This window comes from Dermatophilus congolensis, from assembly GCF_900187045.1.
In the GTDB taxonomy this organism is placed as follows: Bacteria; Actinomycetota; Actinomycetes; order Actinomycetales; family Dermatophilaceae; genus Dermatophilus; species Dermatophilus congolensis.
This window is the reverse complement of record NZ_LT906453.1, coordinates 2,061,219-2,079,880: the sequence shown is the minus strand read 5'-3', so window position 1 is coordinate 2,079,880 and position 18,662 is coordinate 2,061,219. Positions and strand designations below refer to the sequence as shown.

The 18,662-nt window shown below is 60.9% G+C and carries 15 protein-coding genes; 6 read left to right on the top strand and 9 right to left on the bottom strand.

What is annotated here, in order from left to right; all coding sequences use genetic code 11:
• The first annotated feature begins 28 nt into the window (after nucleotides 1-28).
• Nucleotides 29-571, top strand: coding sequence for a MarR family winged helix-turn-helix transcriptional regulator (locus CKV89_RS08895; RefSeq protein WP_084440814.1), 543 nt, complete (start codon nucleotides 29-31; stop codon nucleotides 569-571).
• Between the two features lie 98 nt (nucleotides 572-669).
• Here the strand turns inward: CKV89_RS08895 and glnA are convergent, their stop codons facing one another.
• Complete coding sequence (gene glnA, locus CKV89_RS08890) at nucleotides 670-2,127, bottom strand: type I glutamate--ammonia ligase (RefSeq protein WP_197697046.1); 1,458 nt, start codon at nucleotides 2,125-2,127, stop codon at nucleotides 670-672.
• Between the two features lie 217 nt (nucleotides 2,128-2,344).
• Between glnA and CKV89_RS08885 the strand changes: the two genes are divergently transcribed.
• A complete protein-coding gene (locus CKV89_RS08885; protein WP_243886653.1) occupies nucleotides 2,345-2,695 on the top strand; it encodes an RDD family protein in 351 nt (116 codons plus the stop codon).
• An 87-nt stretch (nucleotides 2,696-2,782) separates the two neighbouring features.
• Here CKV89_RS08885 and CKV89_RS08880 read toward each other — a convergent pair whose 3' ends face one another.
• The 6 genes from CKV89_RS08880 to CKV89_RS08855 form a co-directional block, all read right to left on the bottom strand.
• Nucleotides 2,783-3,505: a DUF4191 domain-containing protein gene (locus CKV89_RS08880; protein WP_028326368.1), complete on the bottom strand. Its 723-nt coding sequence runs from the start codon at nucleotides 3,503-3,505 to the stop codon at nucleotides 2,783-2,785.
• A 144-nt stretch (nucleotides 3,506-3,649) separates the two neighbouring features.
• Nucleotides 3,650-4,684: a lipoyl synthase gene (lipA, locus tag CKV89_RS08875; protein ID WP_028326367.1), complete on the bottom strand. Its 1,035-nt coding sequence runs from the start codon at nucleotides 4,682-4,684 to the stop codon at nucleotides 3,650-3,652.
• A gap of 127 nt (nucleotides 4,685-4,811) precedes the next feature.
• Complete coding sequence (lipB, locus tag CKV89_RS08870) at nucleotides 4,812-5,501, bottom strand: lipoyl(octanoyl) transferase LipB (RefSeq protein WP_051277092.1); 690 nt, start codon at nucleotides 5,499-5,501, stop codon at nucleotides 4,812-4,814.
• Nucleotides 5,502-5,675: 174 nt separating this feature from the next.
• A complete protein-coding gene (gene sucB / locus CKV89_RS08865) occupies nucleotides 5,676-7,322 on the bottom strand; it encodes a 2-oxoglutarate dehydrogenase, E2 component, dihydrolipoamide succinyltransferase (RefSeq protein WP_028326366.1) in 1,647 nt (548 codons plus the stop codon).
• Between the two features lie 125 nt (nucleotides 7,323-7,447).
• Nucleotides 7,448-9,496 carry an acyltransferase family protein gene (locus tag CKV89_RS08860; protein ID WP_084440813.1) on the bottom strand — a complete coding sequence of 683 codons (2,049 nt, stop codon included), beginning with the start codon at nucleotides 9,494-9,496 and terminating at the stop codon, nucleotides 7,448-7,450.
• Nucleotides 9,497-9,624: 128 nt separating this feature from the next.
• Nucleotides 9,625-11,214, bottom strand: coding sequence for a leucyl aminopeptidase (locus CKV89_RS08855; RefSeq protein WP_169714602.1), 1,590 nt, complete (start codon nucleotides 11,212-11,214; stop codon nucleotides 9,625-9,627).
• Nucleotides 11,215-11,521: 307 nt separating this feature from the next.
• Between CKV89_RS08855 and ggt the strand changes: the two genes are divergently transcribed.
• Both ggt and gcvT read left to right on the top strand, forming a co-directional pair.
• Nucleotides 11,522-13,345 (top strand): gamma-glutamyltransferase, encoded by a 1,824-nt coding sequence (ggt, locus tag CKV89_RS08845; RefSeq protein WP_028326360.1) that lies wholly within the window; start codon nucleotides 11,522-11,524, stop codon nucleotides 13,343-13,345.
• A gap of 144 nt (nucleotides 13,346-13,489) precedes the next feature.
• Nucleotides 13,490-14,590 (top strand): glycine cleavage system aminomethyltransferase GcvT, encoded by a 1,101-nt coding sequence (gene gcvT, locus CKV89_RS08840; RefSeq protein ID WP_028326359.1) that lies wholly within the window; start codon nucleotides 13,490-13,492, stop codon nucleotides 14,588-14,590.
• A gap of 74 nt (nucleotides 14,591-14,664) precedes the next feature.
• On the opposite strand, the gene CKV89_RS08835 is transcribed toward gcvT, so the two are convergent.
• Nucleotides 14,665-15,441: an adenosylcobinamide-GDP ribazoletransferase gene (locus CKV89_RS08835; RefSeq protein WP_028326358.1), complete on the bottom strand. Its 777-nt coding sequence runs from the start codon at nucleotides 15,439-15,441 to the stop codon at nucleotides 14,665-14,667.
• Complete coding sequence (locus CKV89_RS08830) at nucleotides 15,441-16,067, bottom strand: bifunctional adenosylcobinamide kinase/adenosylcobinamide-phosphate guanylyltransferase (protein WP_034400574.1); 627 nt, start codon at nucleotides 16,065-16,067, stop codon at nucleotides 15,441-15,443. Before CKV89_RS08830 ends, CKV89_RS08835 begins: the two co-directional genes overlap by 1 nt.
• Nucleotides 16,068-16,192: 125 nt before the next feature.
• Between CKV89_RS08830 and CKV89_RS08825 the strand changes: the two genes are divergently transcribed.
• On the top strand, nucleotides 16,193-17,176 hold the full coding sequence (locus tag CKV89_RS08825) for a cobalamin biosynthesis protein (RefSeq protein ID WP_028326356.1): 984 nt from the start codon (nucleotides 16,193-16,195) through the stop codon (nucleotides 17,174-17,176).
• Complete coding sequence (locus CKV89_RS08820) at nucleotides 17,173-18,657, top strand: cobyric acid synthase (RefSeq protein ID WP_028326355.1); 1,485 nt, start codon at nucleotides 17,173-17,175, stop codon at nucleotides 18,655-18,657. Before CKV89_RS08825 ends, CKV89_RS08820 begins: the two co-directional genes overlap by 4 nt.
• Nucleotides 18,658-18,662 lie beyond the last annotated feature (5 nt).

The following is an 18,662-nucleotide window of genomic DNA, read 5'->3' as shown; positions in this document are numbered from 1 at the left end:
ACTCAACTACTGCCGTAGACTTGAACACATGTCAGGGGATTGTAAGAGCGGTGGTACCCACGAGGCCGGCAACGCTGTGCCAGAGCCGCAGGAGCCACGATGGCTCGACAGTGATGAGCGTGAAGCGTGGGTGGGTTTTGCTGGGCTGCTCATTAAATTACCCACCCTGCTGGACGGGCAGTTGGAGCGCGATTCGGGGTTGAGGTTCTTTGAGTACATGGTGTTGGCCATGCTCAGTGAACAAGAGCCACCTCAGGTGCGGATGAGTCACTTGGCGGTCCTCACTGGTGGGTCGCTTTCTCGGCTGAGCCATGTCGCGAAACGGCTAGAGAGAGAAGGTCTCATTGTCCGGGCCACAGATCCTGCGGATCGTCGTTCGACGCTGGCCCGGCTGACCCCGTTGGGTCGCGAGAAAGTTCAGGCGGCAGCGCCGGGGCATGTTGCACGGGTTCGTGAACTCCTTATGGACCCACTTACCAGAGAACAGATTTGCCGTTTCGGGGAGATCACGAACGAGATCCTTCAACGTGTCGACCCTGAAGGACAGGTCCGTCCAGGCCCAGCTGCGTAAGGCACGCACTTATATCAGCAAAAACGTGGTGGGGTTTCCCGAACCAGTTAGTTCAGGAAACCCCACCACGTTTGTCTGGTGTTTCAGCTAATTACGCCTCAGATGCCGTAGTACATCTCGAACTCGTGCGGGTGGGGACGGAAGCGGATCGGGTCCACTTCGTTCTTCGTCTTCCACTCGATCCACGTGTTGATGAGGTCTTCGGTGAACACATCACCTTCGGTGAGGAAGTCGTGGTCCTCACGCAGCGCCTGCAACACCTCCGGCAGCGATCCGGGAACCTGCTTGATCTGTGCGTGCTCTTCCGGGGGGAGCTCGTACAGGTCCTTGTCGACCGGCTCCGGCGGCTCGATACGGTTACGGATGCCGTCCAGGCCTGCCATGAGCTGTGCCGCGAACGCCAAGTACGGGTTAGCCGAGGGGTCCGGGATACGGAACTCGATACGTTTGGCTTTCGGGGAAGCCCCAGCGATCGGGATACGGATGCACGCCGAGCGGTTACGTGCCGAGTACACCAAGTTGACCGGTGCTTCATAGCCAGGCACGAGGCGGTGGTAGCTGTTCACGGTCGGGTTGGTGAACGCCAACACTGCCGGGGCGTGCTCAAGCAGGCCACCGATGTACCAGCGGGCGATGTCAGACAGGCCGCCGTAGCCAGCCTCGTCGTAGAACAGCGGTTTGCCGTCTTTCCATAGGCTCTGGTGGGTGTGCATGCCCGAGCCGTTGTCACCAAACAGCGGTTTGGGCATAAAGGTCGCGGATTTCCCGCCCTGCCAGGCGACGTTCTTGATGACGTACTTGAACTTCATGAGGTCATCGCCGGAGTGCAACAAGGTGTTGAACTTGTAGTTGATTTCTTGCTGACCAGCAGTGCCGACCTCGTGGTGTGCCCGCTCCACGTCGAGCCCGACCTGCGCCATCACCTTGGACATCTCATCACGCATGTCGGCGAAGTGGTCTACCGGCGGGACGGGGAAGTAACCACCCTTGTACGGCGTTTTGTAGCCGAGGTTTCCGCCTTCTTCGATGCGGCCAGTGTTCCAGGCTGCTTCTTTAGAGTCGATGAAGTAGTAGCCGGAGCGTTCGTTGGTTTCAAAACGCACGTCGTCGAAGACGTAGAACTCGGCTTCGGCGCCGAAGAACGCCGTGTCTGCGATGCCTGTGGACTTCAGATAGGCCTCTGCTTTGGCGGCGATGTTACGCGGGTCGCGGGAGTAAGGCTCGTCCGTGAACGGATCCACGATCGAGAAGTTCATGATGAGGGTTTTGTTGGTGCGGAACGGGTCCAGATATGCGGACTTGATGTCCGGGATCAGCTTCATGTCGGATTCGTGGATGGCCTGAAAACCACGAATCGAGGAGCCGTCGAAGGCTTGACCTTCGGTGAAGAAATCTTCATCCACGGTGGAAGCGGGGATGTTGAAGTGCTGCATCACGCCCGGCAGATCGCAGAATCGGATGTCGACGAACTCGATCTGCTCGTCCTTGATGTATTTGAGGACTTCCTCGGGTTTGGTGAACACGCCAGCCTCCTGTCGTCGCCTCACCCATTGCATGAGACGTGATGGTCGTTCGGTTCGAACCTTAGTTGGTGCCGGTTTCCCCGCAATGACCCGATTGTTTCGGCCACGTTACGCAGGGCCGTATCCACCCTAAGCTGGTGGTGTGGTTAATCGTGAAGACATTGGCTCGTGGCTGGAAGGCCCCCAGCGCGTGGGTGGGGGAGCCTACCCGGGAGAACGTCTAGGCCTACCTGAAGAGGGCAGCGGCTCGATGGCCGGTATCGGGCGCAGGATTGTGGCCATCTTGATTGATGGTTTCATCAGCCAGATCATCGCCGCGGGACTGCTGGGGTTCACCCCAAATGCGCCCGGACTTGATGCGTTTAAACCGCTGCTCGTGCTGGGCGTCATGAATATCGTGCTCGTCTCCACGGTGGGGACCACTATCGGTCATCGTCTGTTGGGGATCAGGGTGGAGCGCCTGCCTCGGGGGTGGGTCGGATGGAAAGCCGGGACGATTCGGGCGGTATTGCTGTGTCTAGCGATTCCCCCGTTCATCAATGACACCGATGGGCGGGGCCTGCATGATCTCTTGGCCGGGACAGTGATTATTCGGCGCTGAAACCCGCAGCAGCGCATACAAGTGTTGGGGCGTGCACACCACGTGGTGTGCACGCCCCAACACGAATTGCAGAGCTTTCGGTGAAGGTCAGCGGCGGCGCTGCCCTTTACCCATCTGGCGGGCCTTCGTGGGGTCGATCCCTGCGGGGATTGGTGCCTTCACACGCCCAAGAGCATGCAAACGCCGATCTACTTCACCGACCTCGTGCTTGGTCAGATTTTTGGGAAGTTTACGCATCTGCTTGGTCAACATGGTGGGGCGAGTGGCGTCCTCACCCTCGTCGTGGCCCAGGCGGAAAGTGTGAACCGGCACGTTCGGGACCAAACGGGCAGTCTTCTTCGATTCATTAGCCAGCAGGCGGGTGGCGCGCCCACGAGGGCCCTCTGCCACGAGAACTACACCGGGGCGACCAACCGCGCGGTACACCAGGGCTGCGTCGTGCATGGAGGGGTTGCGGCCACCCTCGATAGCGACAGGCTCCTGCTCGACTGCCCAGCCGCGCACGCTTTGCAGCAAAGCCCCACCAGCACCCGGTTGGCCTTCAAGGGAGGCATACGCAGCCCGCTCAGCAGTTTTGCTCAGCAGCCACATCGCCGCCAACACGCCAAGCAAAACGGCCAAGAAACCGCCGTAAATCGGGTGCCCGAAAGATCCGCCGATCACAGCGCCAAGTAGCGCCATCCCGACGATGATCCCGATCATCTCCCACAGGATGCGCGGGCGTTCACGGGAAGCAAGCTCAAATACCTGCTTGAGCTGGCTGAACCGTTTCTTTTTGGGCTTGTCGTTGCCGCGTTCGCTGGTTGCCATGTCCGGTGGGGCTCCTCGTCGAAGAATGAGGGTGAAACCGCAGAAAGAGTGATGTCTATTAAGGGCCGTAACGTGCTGGCGTATGCACGCAGCGACCGACCCGGTGAAGCCTACCGAATCGGTCGCGTGCCACGTCAGAGGCTGTCAGCAAGCAGCCTTGTCTTTGGCTGCTGTCTTCTCCACCAACGACACGGCCTCTTGGCGTGCGGGCTCATCCAAGCCCTCACCGAGGTGGCTTAGGTTCTCCGGGAGTGGACGGCCAGCCTCACGCATGGCCTGCACCCACAGGCGGCCAGCGCGGTAGCTGGAGCGCACCAACGGGCCAGCCATCACTCCAGCGAAACCGATCGACTTAGCAAAATCAGACCAGGCCACGAACTCCTGCGGCTTGACCCAACGATCAATCGGGTGGTGCAGCTTAGAGGGGCGCAAGTACTGCGTAATGGTGAGGATGTCGCAGCCAGCCTCGTGGAGATCACGAATGGCCTGCTCGATCTCGTGGTCTTCCTCACCCATCCCCAAAATCAGGTTCGATTTGGTGACCAGGCCGTACTCGTGGGCCATCGTGATAACCCGCAACGACTTGTCGTACTGGAACGCCGGACGGATCCGCTTGAAAATGCGCGGCACCGTCTCCAGGTTGTGTGCGAAGACCTCCGGCCGAGCCTCAAACACCTGCTCCACCAGTTCACGCTGCGCACCGAAGTCAGGGGGAAGGATCTCCACGCCTGTGTTGGGGTTCAACGCGTGGATTTCGCGGATGGTGTCCGCATACAGTTTCGCGGCCCCGTCGGGCTGGTCATCACGGGCAACACCAGTCACCGTGGCGTACCGCAGATTCATCGACTTAATCGACTCAGCTACCGCGCGCGGCTCGCTCGGGTCCATCGGGCGAGGGCGACCAGTGGCGATATCACAGAAGTCGCAGCGGCGGGTGCAAATATCACCGCCGATAAGGAATGTGGCTTCCCGGTCCTCCCAGCATTCGTAAATGTTGGGGCACCCCGCCTCCTGGCAAACGGTGTGCAGGCCGGTTCGTTTAACCATGCCGTGCAGTTGGGTGAATTGTTCACCCATCTTGGCCGTCGTGCGGATCCATTCGGGTTTGCGCTCGATCGGCGTGGTGGCGTTACGCGCTTCCACGCGAAGGAGGCGACGGCCTTCAGGTGCTGCGGTCACGAAAGTGTCTCCAAGGGCATCGACGAATGTGTCCTAACAGACTACGCCCGGGCGGGAGCATCATAGCGCGCCCGGACAGGACAGGTCATGGTGAGCGTAGCGCCGCCGCAGCGGTCAGTGGTTCACTTCACCCCAAACCCAATACCCGATCCGCGGCCCGATGCGCCTGCTCCGCGACGCTCGTGTAAGGCGAAATCACTTGGAAAATCTCACGCTCCACCACTGGCAGGATCTCGGTGACCGTGACATCTCGCCCCAGCTCGAAAGACAAACTTGTCGCCCCGGCATCATCAAGCCCACACGGAATGATGTTCTGCGCCCACGACAAATCACAGTTCGCGTTGATCGCGAACCCATGCATCGTCACATCCCGCGTAACCCGAATACCGATCGCGGCGACCTTACGTTCCGGTCCGCGCTCATCTGCAGCCACCCACACGCCCGAACGCCCCTCAACGAGCATCGTGGGCACCCCGAAATGGTCACAGACATTCATGATTGCCTGCTCCAAACGGCGCACATGCGCCACCACATCAATCGGGTTGGGCAAGTGCACAATCGGGTACCCCACCAGCTGCCCCGGGCCATGCCACGTGATTTTCCCGCCCCGGTCCACATCGATCACAGGAGTGCCGTCTTTAGGGCGGTCCTTGTCCTGGGTGCGTTTACCCGCCGTATAGGTGGGGGAGTGCTCCAACAGCAGCACAGTATCCTCGAGCTCACCAGCCACAACTTTCGCGTGCACCTCACGCTGATAGTCCCACCCGGCCTGATAGTCGACGAAATGAGGCGCCAAACCCACGTGCTCGAAACGCATAACACCAGCCTAGACGTCCCACCTGGCCAGCTGCGCAGTCAGCCCAATCACCGAAAATCTCCCCACAAGGTGAGAAAACCCAACAACAGTGAGGGGCTGTTTCCTTCGATCAGAAGGAAACAGCCCCTCACCTATGTCCATCTGGGCTTAGCCACCCAGACAGGCATCCACAACTCAGATCTCGAAGGCGCCACCCTCGAGGCGCTTCTTGATCGTGGTCAAGAAGCGGCCAGCAAGGCCACCATCAACCACACGGTGGTCGTAGGTCAGCGTCAAGAACATCATGTGACGGATCGCGATGCTGTCGTTGCCGAGCTCGTCAGTGACAACAACTGCGCGCTTAACGATCGCACCCGTACCCAAGATGCCAACCTGCGGCTGGTTGATGATCGGGGTGTCGATAATCGAACCGTTAGAACCGATGTTCGTGATGGTGAACGTGCCGCCACCCAGCTCATCCGGTGTGACCTTGTTGTCACGGGTACGAGAAGCGAGGTCAGAGATCTTGCGCGCAATACCAGCGATGTTCAGGTCGCCAGCATCCTTGATGACCGGCACGAGCAAACCACGCGGGGTGTCTACAGCGATACCCAGGTGCTCAGCCGCCGGGTAGACAATCTCTTCACCCTCAACCTGGCAGTTCAGCTCAGGGAACTGCTTGAGCGCCTCAACCGTGGCCAACGAGATGAACGGCAGGTAGGTCAGCTTGACGCCCTCGCGAGCAAGGAACGCGTCCTTGTTCTTCGCGCGCAGCTGCGCAACCCGCGTGATGTCAACCTCGACAGCGCTGGTCAGCTGAGCCGAAATCTGCAGCGACTCGTTCATGCGCTGAGCGATGACCTTGCGCAGACGGGTCATCTTCTCGCGGGTGCCGCGCTTTTCCGAGACCTTCACCTCAGGAGCAGCAGCAGCCGGCGCGGCAGCGGCAGCCGGAGCGGCGGCAGCAGCAGCCGGGGCCTGCGGGGCCGGAGCAGGCTTAGCGGCTTCAAGGACATCCTGCTTACGGATACGGCCACCGATACCCGAACCCTTGACCTTAGACAGGTCCACACCGTGCTGGGCGGCGAGCTTACGCACCAGCGGGGTGACGTAGGCGGCAGCACCAGAGTCAGCCGATTCTGCCGGTGCAGCAGCGGCTTCCTTCGCCGGGGTAGCTGGGGCTTCCTTCACAGGCGCTGGGGCTTCCTCAGCCGGCGTAGCAGCCGGAGTGGACGCCGGGGCGGCAGCAGCGGCCTCGCCACCGATGATCGCCAACACGCCACCCACCGCGACGGACTCGTCTTCTGCGGCAAGGATCTTGGTCAGCTTGCCCGCGAACGGGGACGGCACCTCGGTGTCAACCTTGTCGGTCGAAACCTCCAGCAGCGGCTCGTCAACGGCGACTTCCTCGCCTTCTTCCTTGAGCCAGCGGGTGACAGTGCCCTCGGTGACAGACTCACCCAGTGCAGGCATCTTCACTTCCTGCCCACCAGAAACCTCACCAGCCGGAGTAGCCGCAGCGGCCTCCTCAGCAGGGGCGGCTTCCTCGGCGGGAGCGACCGGCTCAGGTGCGCTCTCCTCAGCAGGGGTCGAAGACGCCTCGGAGGCGTCGCCGATCACGGCGAGATCGGTACCGATCTCAACGGTCTCGTCCTCGGGGACGAGAATCTCGACAAGCGTCCCGCTGAACGGGGACGGCACCTCGGTGTCGACCTTGTCAGTCGAAACCTCGAGCAGCGGCTCGTCAACGGCCACCTCGTCGCCCACGCTCTTGAGCCAGCGGGTGACGGTGCCCTCGGTGACAGACTCACCGAGAGCCGGCATTGTGACGCGATCGGACATGAAAGCGATCCCTCCGTAGTCGTTTGTTCAGTACCACTCTAGGCCGATGTGTCAGTGGACACGTGCCATGAGGACGACCTCACAGCGGCCAGCGGTACCTCAACCACCGCGCAACAGCCGCGGCCTCAGCCAGCACCGACGCGGTCAAGAAGCGCAGCAGCAACCCCAGGAGCCGCTGCCGGTGAGAAGTGTGCCCCATCCGGTCGCGTTAAAGAACCTTCCGGAGAAGGGAAAACATCCTTGGCTGACGCGCGAGCAGGGGCATGGTCATCACACGGAGTCACATCATTCCGGCAATACAGATCGTCCATACGAATCACGCTCACTCGCGGATCAGATGCCGCATACTCCCGCAAACGAGAATTCCACTCAACGCGAAGTTCATCACGGTTACGCATCCGCGAAAGGAATTCAGGGCAATCCGTCGGCGAACACCGACTATCCAACCCAACCCCCGGACGATCCATCTCCACCACAACCAACCGCGCACCCCGCACCGTCAACGCATCTACAGACTTACGGAAATCCGCGATCTGTGCATCCCAAAACTCCGCAGACCCCGCACCCAAAAAACGACCATCAGCCCCCACCCGATCCGCGATCTCATACCGCGACCACCACACCACCACACCCCCCTTAGCCTCATCGACAGCCTTCGCCTGCCGCTCACCCACCTGCGCCGCACAATTACCGCCACTCAACGGCGCCCCATTGGCATCAGTAGCCTTCACCAACAACGCTGGACAACCACCCCTGGCACCACTAAGCACCGTCACCCCACGCCGCCTGGCCTCAACATCCAAAGCTGGCAACAAACGCTGAATGACGCTATCGCCCACCAACACCAACGACGTTTCCCCCACCTGAGGTCCAGCAACAGCAGGAATAACCCGATTCCACACCGTGCCACCCAAAACCGCCGGAACCATAGTGACAACCCCAACCACGCCAGCGGCAGCCGGAAGCAACCGCACCGGCGCCACCGCACGCAACCGCCCCGTACGCAATGGCACCTCCACCAGCGTGTATGACAACTGAGCCACCACAACCGTCGCTACCACCACCACGGCCGCACGCACCGGACTCCATTGCCGATCACCGATGATCCACACCACCAACGGCCAATGCCACAAATACATGCCATACGAAATCCGCCCAATCCACCCCAACGGCGTCGACCCCAACACAAGCGTGAGCCCCTCACGCCGATCCGCCGCACTCGTGGCCGCCACCAAAACGGCCACCACCACAGAAAACACAACCCCACCACCCAAAAAATACGCCGGGCGAGGACTGTGCTGGCCACCCAACAAACACAACCCCGCCACCACCCCAACCAACCCCAACGCCATCAACGGCTGAGCCCGACGCGTCACAAACAACTGCACCCCACGAACCTGCATACACGCAGCCACCGCCGCCCCCACCAGCGGCGCAAACACCCGCGTATCAGTGCCCATATAGGCACGCTCAGCAGTGTGCGGGTCATACAGCCACGCAAACCACACCGCCGAAGCCGCCCCCACCACAAGCGCCACCACAAAAACACCACGCCGCACCGCCACTCGCCGCACCGCAGCGATCTCCGAACGCGCCGCAGAATCAAGACCACCCTCAACACCGACAACACGGCTACACGCCCGCACCCACGGCGCTACACACACCACCAACAACAACGGCCACACCACATAAAACTGCTCCTCCACAGCCAAAGACCACACATGCTGCAAAGGTGAAGTACTGCCGTCATTACTGAAATACCCAGCGGCATCAATAAACCGCCAATTCCCCACATACAACAACGACCACAACGCATCTGCCCCAATATCAGCCCGCCGAAACGGCGCAGCCACAAAAGCAGACACCCCCACCACAGTCACAATCAACAACACCGAAGCCGGAAGCAGCCGCAACACCCGCCGCACCCAAAACCCACCCAAATCGATCCGCCCCGTGCCAGTTAGCTCCCGCATCAGCAACGTGGTGATCAAAAACCCCGACAACACAAAAAACACATCCACCCCGAGGAAACCACCATCAGCCCCCGGTAGCGACACGTGATAAGCGATCACCGCGATCACCGCCAACGCACGAATCCCATCCAAAGAATCCACCCGCGTATGACGGGCAGCGCGGGTACCGCGCTGAGCAGGGCTATTGAGCAACGTGGTCACGAGGGAGGTGCCTCCACTAATTCGAGGTGAACGCACCACGCGGTACGTCGAGGAGGAGTGACCCCTCCACTCCTGGCACTAAAGCCAGAACCGGAGATCACTCCTCCCCGAATCGACCGATTTCGCTGTTACTCAAGCCCTTCCAAGAAAGCGATCAATGTGCGGACGCCATATCCCGTGCCGCCCTTAACCGTGTATCCATACGCACTCGCCTCATTGAAAGCAGGTCCAGCAATATCAATGTGACCCCACGGAATGTGCTTCTTGTCATCCGCGGCCACAGCCTCAGCACCATCAGTGACCTGACCATCACCAGACTCAGCCGCACCGGCACCATGAGCACCACCGGAAGGCACAAACTCACGCAAGAACGCCGCCGCAGACATAGCGCCACCCAAACGGCCACCCATGTGCTTAAAGTCCGCCACATCCGAATCCAACGTCGCCCGGATCTCTTCAGCAATCGGCATCGGCCACACAGCCTCACCAGCAAACCCACCAGCCTCAGTGAGCGCTACCTGCAAATCATCATCATTGGCCATGATCGCAGCCGTACGCGATCCCAACGCCACCATGGCAGCACCGGTAAGAGTAGCCACATCGATAATCGCATCGGGAGCCGACTCCACAGCCAGAGCCAACCCATCAGCCATCACCAAACGACCCTCAGCATCTGTGTTGATGATCTCCACTGTGGAACCATCACGCATGGTCACCACATCACCCGGACGCTGCGCAGCCCCACCAGGCATGTTCTCGGCCAAGCACAGGTACGCAGTCACAGCCACCGGCAGCTCCAACTCAGCAGCAGCCAACACCGTGCCAAGCACCGCCGCAGCGCCACCCATGTCGCACTTCATCGTCGCCATGCTGTCGGCAGGCTTAATGCACAAACCACCCGAATCGAAGGTGATGCCCTTACCAATCAACGCCACCGTGGTCGTTGCGCCCTCAGGCCGGTAAGAAAGCGTCACAATCCGCGGCGGGTGCACCGATCCCTGCCCCACACCCACGATTCCACCGAAACCGCCCTCAACCAGAGCAGATTCGTCCAAAACCTCCACCGACAACGAGTCGTGCTCGCCAGCGAGCTCCACTGCACGATCAGCGAACGTTTCCGGGTACAACACGTTCGGGCTCGTGTTGACCAAATCCCGCGCCAAGCACTGGTAAGCAGCCACCACACTCGCCCGCGCCACAGCATCAGCGAGCTCCTCCGACGACTGCTCCAACAACACCGTCACCGACGTCGGCCCCACCTGCTTAGCCGCACGACGCTCCCGCACCTTCGCAGACAAGTGCTCCACAAAACGGTACGAACCCAACGCCGCACCCTCAGCCAGCGCACCCACGACATCCTCATCAGCCACAGGCGCAACCACCGCGACCTGACGGTGAGCCGACAAATGACGCGCCGCAGCACCAGCAGCCCGACGCCACTTCTCCGGCGCCAACTTCTCCGGAACACCAGCACCCAATCCCACAACCACAATCAGCTTGGCAGCCACACCAGGGGCACCCACCACAGCAGTCACAGAATCGGCCTTACCCGAAGCAGCCACAGCCTCCAACACCGACTCCACATGGGCCTGCGTCTCCTGCGGCAACCGCGAACCAGGAACAAGCACAGCCCGCCCAGAAACACTCGTCGCGAAAACCACCACAGCATCGACGCCAGCCTCAGCGGCACTCTGGACACTCACATTGATATCGATCACGAAAAACCTCTCAAATTGAAGAAAACACGGACAACTCGTCCCCCATTGTGTGCATGCCCCAGCCATACATGTGGCTCTTCTCACACGAGGGATAAGCGCGGCGTTAACGAGCCAACCCGGACATGCGTGTCACCACCGACAATAGAGCGCCCACCCTGCCCAAAAGGCAAGAGAAACAACAAGCCCCAACAAAAATCCCACCCAGCCGCCCAACCAGCACAAACCAGCAGCACAACCACCCCACCTCACAGCGCAAACGCCCACCAACACAGCTGGGGCACAACAGCGTTGACGTATGGTCGCGCTCATGAAAAATCGCACAGCGCTCGCGCTCGCCCTGTCCCTAGCCCTCATCCCCACAGCAACAGCCGCACCCGCCACCGCCTCCCCACCCCAAAGCCCCGGACCCATCAGCCACCGCCTGCCCAAAAAAGCAACCATGACCGGCTCCGGAGGAGCAGCAGCCTCCGTCGACCCCATCGCCACACAAACCGCCATCGACGTCCTCGCCCGCGGCGGCACCGCAGCAGACGCGGCAGTAGCAGCCACAGCAGTCCTCAACGTCGTCGAGCCCTACGCCACCGGCCTAGGTGGCGGCGGATTCTTCGTCCACTACGACGCCAAAACCAAAAAAGTCCAGACCATTGACGGACGCGAAACCGCCCCCGCCTCCATCCGAGAAACATCCTTCCTCGAACCAGACGGCAAACCCATGAACTTCGACAAAGCCGTCAACTCAGGCCTATCCGTCGGCGTACCCGGCAACCCAGCCATCTGGCAAATGGCACTCAAACAATGGGGCAAACGATCCCTATCCCAAATGCTCCAACCCGCAGAAGAAATCGCCCGCCGCGGATTCGTTGTCGACCAAGCATTCAGCGCCGAAACCGCCGACAACGCCAAACGATTCGCCAAATTCCCTGCTACCGCAGCGATCTTCCTGCCCGGCGGCAAACCCATCCAACCCGGCACCGTACTGCGCCAACCCGACCTCGCCCGCACCTACCACCTCCTACGCACCCAAGGCCCCGACGCCCTCTACCGCGGCCCCATCGGCAAAGCCATCGTCAACACCGTCAACCACCCCGCCACCGCCCCTGGCATCACCGTCCCCGCCGGCGGAATGACAATGAACGACCTCGCCAACTACCGCGCCCTCCCCAAAGAGCCCATAGTCAGCAAACACAAAAACCTCACCATCTACGGCATGCCCACCTCCAGCGGCGGCGGCACCGCAGTAGCAGAAATCCTCAACCTCATGCAGGAAACCGAAAAACAAACAGGCACCCCCGTATCAAAAACAGACAACACCCAATACCTCCACCGCTTCGCCGAAGCCAGCGCCGCCGCCTTCGCCGACCGCAACCGATGGGTAGCCGACGTCCCCGGAGCCCCCGTCAACGAACTCATCTCCCCGGCCTACGCAACCGAACGCGCCTGCGGATTCAACCCAGACAAAGCCGCACAACGCCCCATCGTCTTCGGAAACCCCGACGGAAAATACGGCCCCTGCAAACCTCGCCCCGCAGGCAAACCTGGAAAAATCAACGAAGGCGCCTCAACAACACACCTCACCGTCGCTGACCGATGGGGCAACGTCGCCTCATACACCTCAACCATCGAACAATTCGGCGGCTCCGGCATGGTCGTCCCCGGCTACGGGTTCCTCCTCAACAACCAACTCACCGACTTCGAATTCACCGCCCCCACCAAAGGAATCCCACACCCCAACCTCCCCGCCCCCGGCAAACGCCCCCGCTCATCCATGTCACCAACAATCGTCACCAAAAACGGACGCCCCATCCTCGCAACCGGCGCCGCAGGAGGCTCCACAATCATCAGCACCACCGCCCAAATCCTCCTGGGCTACCTCGACCGCAACCTCACCGCAGTCGAAGCCGTCAACACCCCACGCCTGTCATCACGAAACACCGCAGCCGGCGCCGAACCACAACTCATGAAATCAGCCACCGGTGAAGCACTCCGCGCCATGGGACAACCCATGACCGAAACCAAAACCCTCGGACGCGCCACCGCCATCGCCATGCCCACCCAAGGCGTATTCATCCCCGCCGCCGAACGCACCCGCGGCGGAGGCGGATCAGCCATGGTCGTCAACCCCCGCCCATAACACCACCACCCACACCAACCGATCGGCCTGTCCACACCAGACAGGCCGATCCCCCCCCAAAAAAACCCACTTTTAACACGCCCCACCCCACCAGGAACCGACATGTAGCTGCGCCAAAACGCCCACGGCCCTAACGTGACCCATATGAGCGAAGACAAACTCTCCCCAATCCACGACGAACACCTCGCCCTCGGCGCCAAAATGGCCGACTTCTCCGGCTGGCTCATGCCCATCGAATACGCAGGCGGAGGAGTCCTCACCGAACACGCAGCGGTACGCGAACACGTCGGCATCTTCGACGTCAGCCACCTCGGCAACGCCACCGTCAAAGGACAAGGCGCCTTCGACTTCGTTAACTCCTGCTTCACCAACGACCTACGCAAAATCGGCCCCGGCAAAGCCCAATACACAATGTGCTGCAACGAAAGCGGCGGCGTAGTCGACGACCTCATCCAATACGTCCGAGCCGAAGACGACATCCTCCTCATCCCTAACGCCGCCAACACCAGCGAAGTCGTCCGCCTCCTGTCCGAAGCCGCCCCCGAAGGCATCACCGTCACCAACGAACACACCGACTACGCCATCATCGCCGTCCAAGGCCCCGACAGCCCCAAAGTCCTCACCGCCATGGGCCTGCCCACCGACATGGAATACATGTCCTTCGAACAGGCAGAACACAACGGCATCCCCATGACCGTCTGCCGCACCGGCTACACCGGCGAAAAAGGCTACGAACTCGTCTGCCCCTGGGACAAAGGCGCAGACCTATGGCGCGAACTCCTCAAAGCCATCGAACCCTTCAACGGCCGCCCCTGCGGACTCGGCGCTCGCGACACCCTCCGCATGGAAATGGGCTACGCCCTCCACGGCCACGAACTCAACCTCGACATCACCCCCAACATGGCTCGCGCCGTCTGGGCCATCGGATGGGACAAACCCGCCTTCTGGGGCAAAGACTTCCTCACCACCCAGCGCGCAGAGAAAAAAGCCCGCCTCTCCTGGGGCCTGCTAGTCCAAGACAAAGGCATCCCGCGTCAAGACTGCGAAATCCTCGACGCCGACGGAAACGTCATCGGCGTTGTCACATCAGGAACCATGTCACCCTCACTCAAACAAGGCATCGCCCTGGGCTTGATCGACCGCGGCATCAAAGCCGGCGACGAGGTATTCATCGCCGTCCGCAACCGCAAACTCAAAGCCATCGTGCAGCGCCCACCCTTCGTTGAAACCGGCGTCGCCGACTGATCTACCCCTGCCCAACAGTGAGGGTGCGAACCGGAACTAACCGGTCCGCACCCTCACTGCTTTCCACCCCCACATCACGAAGCAGCCACAAGCACCGCCCCCGCAACCAACGCAACACTCAAAGAAATCTCCACTCCCGCACCAAGAACATCACCAGTCATCCCACCTAACCGCGCCCGCGCATGACGCAACAACAGCAACACAGCCGCCACCCCCACCCCGAACACAACCAGACCATGCCACCAACCGCCCCCACAAACATGAGTAACCAACGCACTGCCAGCCGCAACCAGCACTGACACAACCGCCAACGCCACCGGCGAAACAGAACCAGCCACAGTAGCCCCCAACCCCGAAGACGAAGCCGCCGGATACCCACGACGGCACCCCCACGCCAACGACGCCCGCGATACCACCACCGCCACCACAGCCAAAACCACACCCGCACCACTTTGAACCAAAGCAACAAGCGCGCTGAACTGCACCAAAACACTCAAAACCACAGCAGCCACACCACTAGGGCCAATATCGCTGCGCTTCATCACATCAAGGGCCTTCGCGCGGTCGTACGACGCCGACAGCCCATCAGCCGTATCAGCCAAACCATCCAGATGCATCCCCCGGCTCGAAACAGCAAGAACAGCAAGCAACAACGCAGCCACCACCGCAGGAGACACAGACAAAAAAGACCCCACCCACACCCCCAACCCCATCAACACAAGCAACGGCACAAGAACCACCGGAGCAATCAACATCGCTCCCGCAGCCACCCGAGCATCAATATTTCTCGGCGGCGGCACACGCCACGTCGTCAACGTCCCAAACGCCAGACACAACACATCACGCACCATCACGCACCCCTACGACCAAACCGAGCATTTCCCCACCCCATCGCCACATCATCGACCGTAGGAAACCCCGTCAAATCCACCACCCGACCAGCAACAACCAACGCCATCCGGTCGGCAACAGCAGACGCACACTGATTCACCTGACCAAGCGCATCCCGGAAAAGCCGCCCCGACACATGAGCCGGAACCACCCCTAACCCCACCTCATTCGACACCAAAATCACATCGACCCCCGCACCACCGGTCGACTCCAACGCACTACCCAACCGCGCACACCCCTGCTCCACCACACCCACTGCCCGATCCCGCTCTTCCCAGGCCCCCGCATCGTCAATAAGCCGAGTAGTCCACGTACCCAAACAATCAACTAAAACAGCCCCGCGCCCACCTGCAGACTCACTGGCGACAGAGTTGATAGCCCCCGGAACATCACCGGTCTCACGCGTCACCCAATGAGCCGGCCGGCGCAACTGATGCGCCCGAACCCGCTCCCGCCACTCAGCATCCTGCGGAGCCACCGGATCCGGCACCGGCCCAGGGGCCACATATGTGACCCGCTCATATGCTCCAGCAAGCCGCTCAGCCAAACGACTTTTCCCGCTACGAACACCGCCCAGAACCAGCATCACCGTCACGAAAAGTCACGCTCCCAGCGCTCAACGAAGGATCCTTACCCCGACCCTACGACGCACCACCGCGCAGATGGCGTGGGCGAGCGCACACGCCGCCTATATACGGGCAAAATGTATGTGTGAGTAGATCCGTAGCGGTTGGCCTATGCCTGGGGTACGTAGCAGACCGGATCCTGGGAGATCCTCCCCGACATCACCCCGTGGCATGGTTTGGGCAGCTAGCCACAACAACCGAAAAACACATATGGGCCAACAATCGCAAGCACGGAGTCCTCTACACATCGTTACTGCTCACCGCAGTAACCGGAACTGCCCTGGCCATCAACTCCCAAACCCGTTCCCCCTGGCAACGCTGTCTACTCACCGCCGCTACCACCTGGATCGCTCTTGGAGGTAAGTCTCTCGAAGCAGAAGGCGAAGCAATGGCTGCTCGCCTGGACACAGCGACCATCTCAGGAGATCTCACCGCAGCCCGAGAGCGCCTCTCACACCTGTGCAGTCGCGACGCAAGCGCCCTCACCGCCGATGAGCTCGCACGCGCAACAGTGGAATCACTGGCTGAAAACACATCAGATGCTGTCACTGGCGCAGTCTTTTGGGGGGCCGTAGCTGGCGTACCGGGCATAGTCCTGTACCGCGCAGCCAACACCCTGGACGCAATGGTCGGATACCGCAGCGACCGTTACGAGAAATTCGGGTGGGCCTCTGCACGCTTGGACGATCTGCTCAATTACCTCCCGGCTAGGGTCACCGCAGCGGTCACAGTCGCTATCGCTCCAGCCTTTGGTGGCTACACAGCAGTTATTAGAGCTTGCCGAGCATGGTGGCATGACGCCCCTGCCCATCCCAGCCCCAACGCGGGCTCAGTTGAAGCCACCGCAGCTGGTGTATTGGGAGTTTCTCTAGGCGGCACCAACATGTATGCCGGTAGCCAGGAAACACGCGGCAAGCTTGGAACAGGGCCAGCCCCGGTCGTGGATGACGTACGCCGCGCCATCACTCTCACTCGCACTGTCGCTGCAACAGCTACCGCGGCCTGTGTGGCCCTGGCGTGGGTGCTGCCTAGCCGACGCCGCACTACTACCCCCAGGAGCACGCTGTGACCGCTCATGGCCTTCTTGTTGCCGGAACGACCTCTGACGCAGGAAAAAGCCTGCTCGTGGCTGGAATGTGTCGATACTTTGCGCGACAAGGAGTGCGGGTAGCTCCGTTTAAGTCCCAAAACATGTCCAACAACTCCATGGTCACGCCCGACGGTGTAGAGATTGGGCGTGCGCAGTGGTTGCAAGCGTTGGCTGCGCGCGCTGTTCCGGAAGCGGCGATGAACCCGGTGCTATTGAAGCCGGGCACAGATCGGACGAGCCACGTTGTTCTTATGGGGAGGCCGCATGGGCGCCTGGGGACGGGGGAGTGGGCCACAGGGCGTCGGGAGTTGGCTGCAGCGGCATATGAAGCATGGGATGACCTTGCCTCTCGGTATGAGGTGGTCATTGCTGAGGGAGCTGGCAGCCCTGCCGAGGTGAATCTCCGGGCCGGTGATTACGTCAATTTCGGTTTGGCTGCAGAGAAATCCCTTCCGGTAGTTGTTGTTGGGGATATTGACCGCGGTGGTGTTTTAGCCGCGATGTATGGCACGTGGGGGATTGTTGATGCTCAGGACAGGGCTCGGATTACTGGCTGGATAGTTAACAAGTTCCGCGGTGACGAGGCGCTGTTGCGTCCGGGGTTGGACATCCTGCACGAGCGCACCGGTGTGCCGGTGTTGGGTGTGGTGCCGTGGCTGGCAGACGCGTGGCTAGATGGTGAGGACGCTTTAACCATAGGGGCATTCGGGCGATCCGGAGCAGGCACTGATGAGGCATGCGGGGATCGGCTGACGGTTGCTGTGGTTGCGTTGTCGCGTATTTCGAACTCTACGGATGTGGATGCTTTCGCGGCGGAGCCGGGCGTCGATGTGACGGTGACGCGTGATCCGGATGTGTTGGCGCGGGCTGATCTGCTTGTCTTGCCGGGGTCGCGGTCCACGCTTGCTGATTTGTCGGGTTTGCGTGCTGATGGTTTGGATGAGGTGGTGGCACAGCGGGCTCGTGTGGGGCGCCCGGTGCTGGGTATTTGTGGCGGGTATCAGATGCTTGCTGAGCGGGTCATTGATCAGGAGTGCGTGGAGGCCTCTAGTCCGGTGAGTGTGGAGGGGTTGGGGCTTCTTCCGGTGCAGGTGGTGTTTACCGCGCAGAAGCATTTAGGGACTCCGCGTGGTGTGTGGCGTGGTGTTGAGGTTAGTGGGTACGAGATTCATCATGGAACGCCGGTTTTCACTGCTCCTGTGGGTGAGGGGGATGGTGAGGCGTTTCTTGATGGGGTGCGTCGTGGCGGGGTGTTTGGGACGCATTGGCATGGTGCGTTTGAGAATGATGCGTTTCGGCGTGTGTTTTTGGCGGAGGTTTCTTTGCGGGTGGGTAAGGGGTGGGTGGCGTCTTCGTCGTTGGGTTTTGCTTCGCGTCGGGAGAGGATGCTTGACGCGGTGGCGGATGCGTTGACTGAGCACCTTGTCCCCGGGTCACTGGAGCGTGTGCTTGGGTTGTGACCCGG